The sequence below is a fragment of the Spirosoma liriopis genome (assembly GCF_023196085.1).
Classification (GTDB): domain Bacteria; phylum Bacteroidota; class Bacteroidia; order Cytophagales; family Spirosomataceae; genus Spirosoma; species Spirosoma oryzicola.
Map to the genome: position 1 here is coordinate 97,889 of NZ_JALPRF010000011.1, position 7,878 is coordinate 105,766.

At 48.9% G+C, this 7,878-nt stretch carries 5 protein-coding genes; 2 read left to right on the forward strand and 3 right to left on the reverse strand.

What is annotated here, in order from left to right; all coding sequences use genetic code 11:
- Positions 1–129: 129 nt before the first annotated feature.
- Together M0L20_RS28285 and M0L20_RS28290 are read right to left on the reverse strand one after the other, a co-directional pair.
- Complete coding sequence (locus tag M0L20_RS28285) at positions 130–1,131, reverse strand: FHA domain-containing protein (protein ID WP_232563952.1); 1,002 nt, start codon at positions 1,129–1,131, stop codon at positions 130–132.
- 321 nt (positions 1,132–1,452) lie between these two features.
- A complete protein-coding gene (locus M0L20_RS28290; protein ID WP_248480550.1) occupies positions 1,453–2,748 on the reverse strand; it encodes an alpha/beta hydrolase family protein in 1,296 nt (431 codons plus the stop codon).
- A gap of 454 nt (positions 2,749–3,202) precedes the next feature.
- Here M0L20_RS28290 and M0L20_RS28295 point away from each other — a divergent pair, with 454 nt between their 5' ends.
- Together M0L20_RS28295 and M0L20_RS28300 are read left to right on the forward strand one after the other, a co-directional pair.
- Complete coding sequence (locus tag M0L20_RS28295; RefSeq protein WP_248480551.1) at positions 3,203–5,623, forward strand: TonB-dependent receptor; 2,421 nt, start codon at positions 3,203–3,205, stop codon at positions 5,621–5,623.
- A gap of 12 nt (positions 5,624–5,635) precedes the next feature.
- Positions 5,636–6,973 carry a DUF4374 domain-containing protein gene (locus M0L20_RS28300; protein WP_248480552.1) on the forward strand — a complete coding sequence of 446 codons (1,338 nt, stop codon included), beginning with the start codon at positions 5,636–5,638 and terminating at the stop codon, positions 6,971–6,973.
- Between the two features lie 119 nt (positions 6,974–7,092).
- On the opposite strand, the gene M0L20_RS28305 is transcribed toward M0L20_RS28300, so the two are convergent.
- The gene (locus M0L20_RS28305; RefSeq protein ID WP_248480553.1) at positions 7,093–7,536 is read right to left on the reverse strand and encodes a hypothetical protein; all 444 of its coding nucleotides are present in this window, start codon (positions 7,534–7,536) and stop codon (positions 7,093–7,095) included.
- Positions 7,537–7,878 lie beyond the last annotated feature (342 nt).

Here is a 7,878-nt window from a genome sequence, read left to right on the forward strand (position 1 = left end):
AAAACAAACTATGACTAATAATTCTGTAAATCCTGTCAATAACCTATCGAGGTAAATCCTGAAAATGTTTCAGCACCAGAAATATGACGAATAGCAGCAATACGAAAACAAGCAGCGCGTCGATCATGATTACAGAGTCCGTTGGAAGTGTAGCGTGACCATACTATTGAGCAGAATTTGGGCCTTATCGGGTAAGGTATACCACTGTGGACTAGCCGGTTCACTGCGGGGAATAAGCTGTTCGTTTACGCGGGTTTCATTCCGGCTGAAGGACGCGAGCTGAAAGGTTTGCGTAGCATCGTCGTAGCGAATGCGGGCGTGGGGATTTGATACGTACGCCGATTCGAGCAACAGATAATTCGGAAAATGTTGGTTTTCGGGTTCCTTGCGGGCTACCACAATCTCCCGGTCGCGCATCAGGTACGAATCCTCTTTGTTTAACTCGGCGATGTAATAGGTAAGCTCGGCTAGTCCGGCAGCCAAACTGCGGGGCAATACTGTTGCGTTTCGGGTGGCCGACCCCGGCATCGGTGCCCGTTCTTGTTGGGCGGGCGACGAATCGAATTTAAACTTAACGACAAACGCCCCCGGCTCGCGAAAGTCGATATGCTGAAATGTATTCAGGTCTACATCCACCTTTTCGTAGCGGTTGGTTTGTTTGACCCGGCGCGTTACGTGCAGCTTATCCGGCGACTGGCGCGCTTCGTTGCCGGGCAAAATACCGGTCAGGGCACCGACGACGTAAACATCGGTTGGCGAGACCGTTTCTCCGCCAAACTCCCGTCCGCCCCCAAATTTAAAGAACCAGCTGGAAGCCACAGGAGCAATCCGTTCATACTGCCCTTTGTGCGATTCAATACTGGCTTTAAATGATTTTACGGCTTCATCGACAATAACCGGAAACGCATTCTGACGTTCTTCATAAGTGTCCGGGTGTAGAATGATGAGAAAGTGCGCGTTAAACAACATACTGGCCCCAACCGATTCCCGACCAATGGAGTCCTCAAACGACGTTACCAACTCGTCCAGGATTCGCTTGTTTGTCACCGTAGCAACAGGGGTGGTCTGACTCTGGCTGGGGGGCACGAGTAAATTCCCTAATTTATGAAGCCAGTTGGGCTGATTGGCCATGATTGAACGCGAATAGGTGCTTTTTACACCCTTAAACGATATTACCGGCCTTTTTCTTTTGACGGTCGCTAAGTTGCCTGATTTGTATGTGCTATCAGCTGGGTATTTCCTGTCATCCAGACCGGCCCGCACCTAGTTTTAAGAAGCTGTCTAAACTTTTTAAAATCAAGCATTGATCGGTGCCTTTTTGTCACTCCGACGCACGAGGAACCTTTGAATTATTCAATAAAATAAACTTTACCCGAAGATTCCTCCTGCGTCGGAATGACAGTAATCTTACTGAAAAATCGTTCATAACGTACTGCCCAGACGAACGGAGTGCTACGGTTTGTCATGACGCATTTCTAGCCCTACGGTCATACGAGGTTTGAAACCGGGCCATCCCTCAGCCGTGTCGCCTTCTGGTAGATCCAAATACTTCTTATTGTCCATACCCTTGAGGTGAATACCCAGAAAAGCCGTTACAAAGTGCTGATTGATGTTGTTGATCCGACGCTCGTTCCAGGCTGGCTCGGCATAATGCATGTATTCATCCGACGACACGCCGGGTCGCATCGAGGCTGATGGGGGCGGATTAGGCGCTACATTATGCCGGGCGTTGATGTAGGTCAGCATGTGCCGGTCTGCGTTGACAGCACCATCGTAAATCGCTTTGACGCCTTTTTCGTACCCAGATACATCATCTTTGCTACCAGCTACCAGCAGGGTAGGCAGCCTCAAACCCGCCAGACCGTCGGCATCCCAAACCCCACGTTCCATACCCCAGGGGGCAAACGCAACGACAGCCTTGATGCGAGGGTCCAGCGACGCTTTGTAAGCGGGTGAAGCCTGCGTACGAACCTCCAGCGCCGTACTGCCTCCGCTCATCTGCCCGAATAGCTTCAATGCCTGTGGACTGTACCCGGCTCCGGCTGCGTTTAGTACACCATAGCCACCCATCGAGTACCCAATCAAGGCTGTATTATCGGCGTTGAGCAAGCCCGACAGAAAACTCTTGCTGGTTTTGCCCGCTAGCCGGGCCATTTCGTCAAGCACAAACTTGTCGTCGAGAGCACGGTTCAGCAATGTGCTGGGAAAGGCCGCCAAATCGCCGTAGGTTGATTCGGTATGATCGATGGCCGCAACGACGTAGCCTTTGGAAGCCAAATTTTCGGTTAGATAAGTCAACAGTAACCGCGAGCCGGGGTAGCCGTGCGACACAATCACCAGCGGATAAGCGCCCCCGCTGGGGTCCGGCTGCGCATCGCGAGCGGCCCGACCCTGGAAAGTGAACGGAACAAGTGGTCGTTTCGGATCATTGGCCCGGCCCAGGGTGGACTCGTAGGTAACGGTCGGCTGTTTATCACCCGGCACCCGCGCTGGATACCATAGTTCAACCGTCAACGGGCGGTCATAGAGTGGATGTTTACCCGCGTTCCCGTGGAGTACATCAACCTGGGCTGGGTGAACCAGTTTGATCGTCCGCACTCCAACTTTGTAGCTCCCTCGGGCAGCCAGTTCAGGAGCGTTCGGTAGCAAATCGCCATTGATGAGCGTATCACCGGGCGACTGGGCGATTAGTTGTCTGACTGTTATCAGCAGTAAGGTGAAGACAACGAGAATGGAGCGGGTGTTCATGGATCGTGCAAAAACGTGTTCGTCGGTTAAGGCCAACGCTACCGGGATTTAGTCAAGGTTTAGGGCTGTTAAATTAGTGATAAAGCTACTAGCTACTGTTAAGCAAAAGAATATCCTATTGAGGGGGTAGGTGTTGCAGGCTGGTGAGGTCAGAGGTTTCAGTCGCAAGGTGTGCTTGCATGTAAACGCTCTCGAATTACTCCTGTCAAATGTATGTGTGTCGAGTCATCCATTTATAGCGGTCAGTACGTCACTTTCCAGAGCTATATCCCATAAGTAAATGAGTCTGATTGTCTATCAATCTTTCCGTTTGTCTACATGAATTAAACTATATAAACAAAATTTATAAAATTTAATAGTATTAAAGCCTTTTTTAATCCCATTTTAATACCTTCGTTCGCAGATCTAATTTAGTCTTTGTCTAAATTAAAGGCAGAGGGTCAATTCTCTTCGAATGAAATACTACTACTTACTGACCTGTCTACTCATTAGTTGTTGTGTATTTGCGCAAACGGACGGTGTTCGTTTTGCTACATTAAGAGGAAATGTCCATGTTGAAGGTGACACCGGTGTAGCCCATGTCACGGTACGCATCAAAAACACCAGCATAGCCACTTTGTCCGATGCGCGGGGTCATTTCGAACTTAAAAACGTTCCGTATGGTCATCAGGAGATCTCAATAACTTCCGTCGAGATTCAGCCGAAAAGCGTAAAACTACACGTACACAAGCCGGTCCATACCATGCCGGTTCTGGTCAACAAAGCGATTTTCGATCTGGCCGAAGTACAGGTCAAACACAAGACCGAAAAAAAAGAGATCGAAACGCAGGGTTTCGCGGTCAACGTCATCGAGACAAAGGAAGTGGCCAATCGAAATTTTCAAACCAACGAACTGCTGGACAGAACCGTTGGCGTACGAGTTCGGCAGAATGGCGGATTGGGCTCATCGGTCAGTTATAACCTGAATGGAATGTCGGGCGAGTCAGTACGTATATTCATAGACGGTATCCCTATTTCTACCTACGGTGCGTCCTTTAGCTTAAACAGTATACCCCCGGCTCTTATCGAGCGAATCGAAGTGTATAAGGGGGTAATTCCCGCCCATCTATCCGACGATGCCTTGGGAGGGGCGATCAATGTGATCCTGAAAAAAGGAATGGGCAACAACCTGACCGCTTCGGTTTCGTACGGCTCGTTTAATACGCTTCAGGCTACCATTAGCGGTACACATCGGAATGCGAAAAGTGGGTTTACCGTCAAAGCATCGGGATTCTACAATCACTCGGATAACGATTACGAAGTATGGGGGAAATTTGTCAGAAATATTCTACCCAATGGCCGGTATGACTACGTACGGGCCCGGCGCTTCAACGATGCCTACAAGTCAATCGGAGGACAAGTTGAGGTTGGGTTTACGGACGTAAAATGGGCGGATCAGTTTTTCGTAGGCTATAACGGTTCCAGCGATTACAAGGAGATTCAGCATGGTACGTATATGTCAATCCCTTACAAGGGCCGGTTCACGGAATCCGAATCGCATGTGCTTAGTCTGAACTACCGGAAGAAAAATCTGCTGGTTGATGGCCTTGAATTTACTCTGAGCGGTATGTCGAGCAACCGGAGCCAGGTCGTTGTGGATACTGTCAAATGGAATTACAACTGGTTTGGCGAACGAAGTGTCGGTCTGGACGGTAACCCGATCTTACGGCCCAGCGGAGCGCAGCAAGGAGCGCCGACCATCAACCATATCAACCGACACGTAACTACGTTCCGGGCCGGGATCAATTATGATTTTCACCAGAATCACCGACTGGTTCTCAATCACATCTTCTATAACATAGACCGCGATCAGCAGGATTTTCTGCGCTCGGAAAGCGAACGGGAATTCATCGGAACCCGGAACCTGGCGAAGAATATAACGTCTGTTGCTTACGAGTTAAAAGCCTTTGAATCTAAGCTGAAAGCCAATGTGTTTGGAAAGTATTACCAACAGCAAATTGACAAAATGGACCCGGTTCTGGTCGTAACGGAAGGGCAGAGTAGTCGGCGGGAGAACAGAACAGCCAACGCCAAAACAACGACCGGTTACGGAGCGGCTTTGTCGTACGCGCTCCTGCCCAATTTGTACGTTCTCACCTCCGCCGAAAAAGCCGTTCGCTTGCCTTCCGAAGGCGAAGTTTTTGGCAGTCCCGGTGAAAACATCGTCGAAAATTTTGGGATCAGACCGGAGGTTAGTAACAACCTGAACGTTGGTTTCAGAGCGGGATCGTACACAACCGGACAGCATAAATATTCCTTCGCCTTATCTGGCTTCATCCGTGACACGAGAGACAAAATCGTTCAACGGGTAAATCCCAGACTGAACGATGCGGTACAAACGGACCCCTTCGAAAACCTCGGAAAGACCAAGTCCATCGGGTTTGAAGCCGAAGCCAGTTACAGCTACAAAAACAACCTTACCATTGGCCTGAGCGCATCGAAATTCAATTCGGTTTTCAACATGCGTTACGACCCCAACGGTCGGGAGTACGATTATTACAACCGCCAGCTTCCCAACGAACCTTTTTTCACGATCAATAACACAATTCAGTACTCGTTTAAAGACGTACTCGCTCAGCAATCAAGACTTAATGTGTATTACGGGTTCCGTTTTGTAGAGCGATTTTACACCACCTGGCTGGTCATTGACGACTTCAGAACCCCCCGTCAGTACATCCAGGATCTGGGAGCCAGTTATGTACTGCCAAACAAGCGGTTCATCGTTAGTGCCGACATCAAAAACATATTTGACCAGCAGGCCTACGACAATTTCGCCGTTCAGAAGCCGGGGAGAGCCTTTTATCTCAAGTTGAATTACTCAATTAATAATTTATAATCAGTCGCTTACATGAAAAAGCAAGTGTTGAATCTATCCCTGCTGGGAAGCTTTCTTATAGCCGTTTCCCTTACGGGTTGTCAAGATAAAAATTCAGGTACGGGTACCGATCCTGATCCGGTAGCCAATGAAGATCGCTGGATTACGGTGGCTGGCGCTGTTATGGGGACTACTCCGGGCGATGGAAACGGAGGAACCATGGTTTACTCGGTCAGCAAAGCGGACGCCAAAAATCCGAATACATCCATCAGCGTTTACGACAACGGTTTCGCCGTAAAATCGAACCGTACGGCCCGGCTGCAATCTTCCGAAGATGGTCATACCCTGTTTAACATTGCCTATACCGGTGATAACGGCGGAGAATTTTCGAGATACAAAGTCAACGGAGCCGGATCGTACGCGCAGGAAGACGTAACCGTCAATATTTCACAATACGCCAGCACATCGCCCCGCTGGGTAAAATTGTTCGATGGTGATAAAACGGGAATCGCCGTCAACGTGGCCAACATAGCGGCCAACAATGCGCCAGCTGGGTCAACACCGACGGCTCCATTCGCTTACTACCGGGGGACGGCTACCGTATTGGCGCTAGATCTGCAAAAGGTGCTGATCGCTGGTTACAAGCAGTACCAAATTCCGCTGTCGGCAGCCGAAGAATTGCAGGGTCATGCCATTTTCCGGCTGGATGCCCCGGTGCTGAATCAGGCGAAAAACAAGCTCATCATTGGTACCTGGATGCAGAAAAGAAATCCAGCAACTGGTCTGACAGAAACCAATTTTACCCGGCTAGGCAGCAAATCGGTCATCGTCGATTATCCTTCGCTGGAAAATCCCAAGGTGATTACCTCAACGGTCGGCTTCGGCGATAACAGCGGCTATCGTAGCCATAATTCGTTTCTAGCTAACGACGGCGCTATCTATCAGGCTACACAACGGGATTCCAAAGGTTCGCATATTCTGAAGATCGGCCAGAACAATGAGTACGACAATTCGTACGTGTTTAGCCTGGATGCAGCTTTGGGCGCGAAAAATGTGTACGTCGATAGCTGGAAATACGCCGGTAATGGTATTGCTTACGCGCTTTATTCGCAGGACGGCTCTGATCAGGGTTTTGTTGCCCGGCTGGACCTGAACGCAAAGACGGCCACGCGAGTCGACTTGCCGTATGAAGCCGGTCTTGACTTCGGTCAATACCAAGGGATTCTGGTAAGCGGAGATGACGTCTACATCGCATTCACACCCGTTGGTAAAGACGGTAATATTTATATCATCAACCGCCAAACCGGTGCTGTGACCAAGGGTGCTAAGTTGGTTAATAAAGCCGGAAACCATTACATCGGTATTTTCTAATACGCTATAATCGCATAAAAAAAGCCGTCTTCGATCTGAATTGAGAGACGGCTTTTTTATTCTTCGACTTTGTACCCCGAGCACCCTTGGTTTTATGGCTTCTTGATTACTTGACAAGTTTAGCTTCTGCATCGTTTGTAGAGACGTTGCATCAAGATCCAGCCTAAGATTAAGCTGTACGCTATCAACTTGCCAGGGAACAGGAAAGCTTGCAGGTAAACTAACCCACGATTGAAATCATCCGATATACGGAATGGATTGTCTAGTAGACCGCCCAACCAGCCAACGTTCGAATAGTCGGGTCTTGCCGTAATTTTGTGGCTGGCAAAAACATAAAGAGTCAGCCAGCACAATTTGAGTATGGCTCGGCCAATGCCGACCTGGAACAGATCGTAGAACGCCCACCACATACCAATCCCAGCCAATACGAGTCCGACTAGAACGGCAAGCCAAATCTGCCATTTTTTGGGCGGGTCCTGGTCGTCCGGCTCCGGTGAATCGACTTCTACATTACCTACTGGACCGGGGTTGGCCGGTTCGAGAAACCACTCCAGAAAACTCATTGCTGCATCGTTGGTACGAATTAAGTAATGGAATCGGAAAGGATACCTGCAATTTGTGTTGATGGGTTAAATTGAAATACTACTGGCGAAAAATGAAGATGGTCACAGATCGTTAATCAGTGCAGTGTTGCTTAACAAGCCAGGAGTTGCTAGGCTATTTTAAGGGAAATTGGTGGCTGGGCTCGATATATCGTCCAGCATTTTGACATAATCCACGTCCTTGTATCGTCCTAAAATAAGTTGACCGTTGTCTGATCCTGAAAATAAGTTGTCAGTTTTTCAGTCAGCAATTTTTGGTCAATAGTAATCCTAGTATAGCGTTGTCAAAATAGATGAAACAGA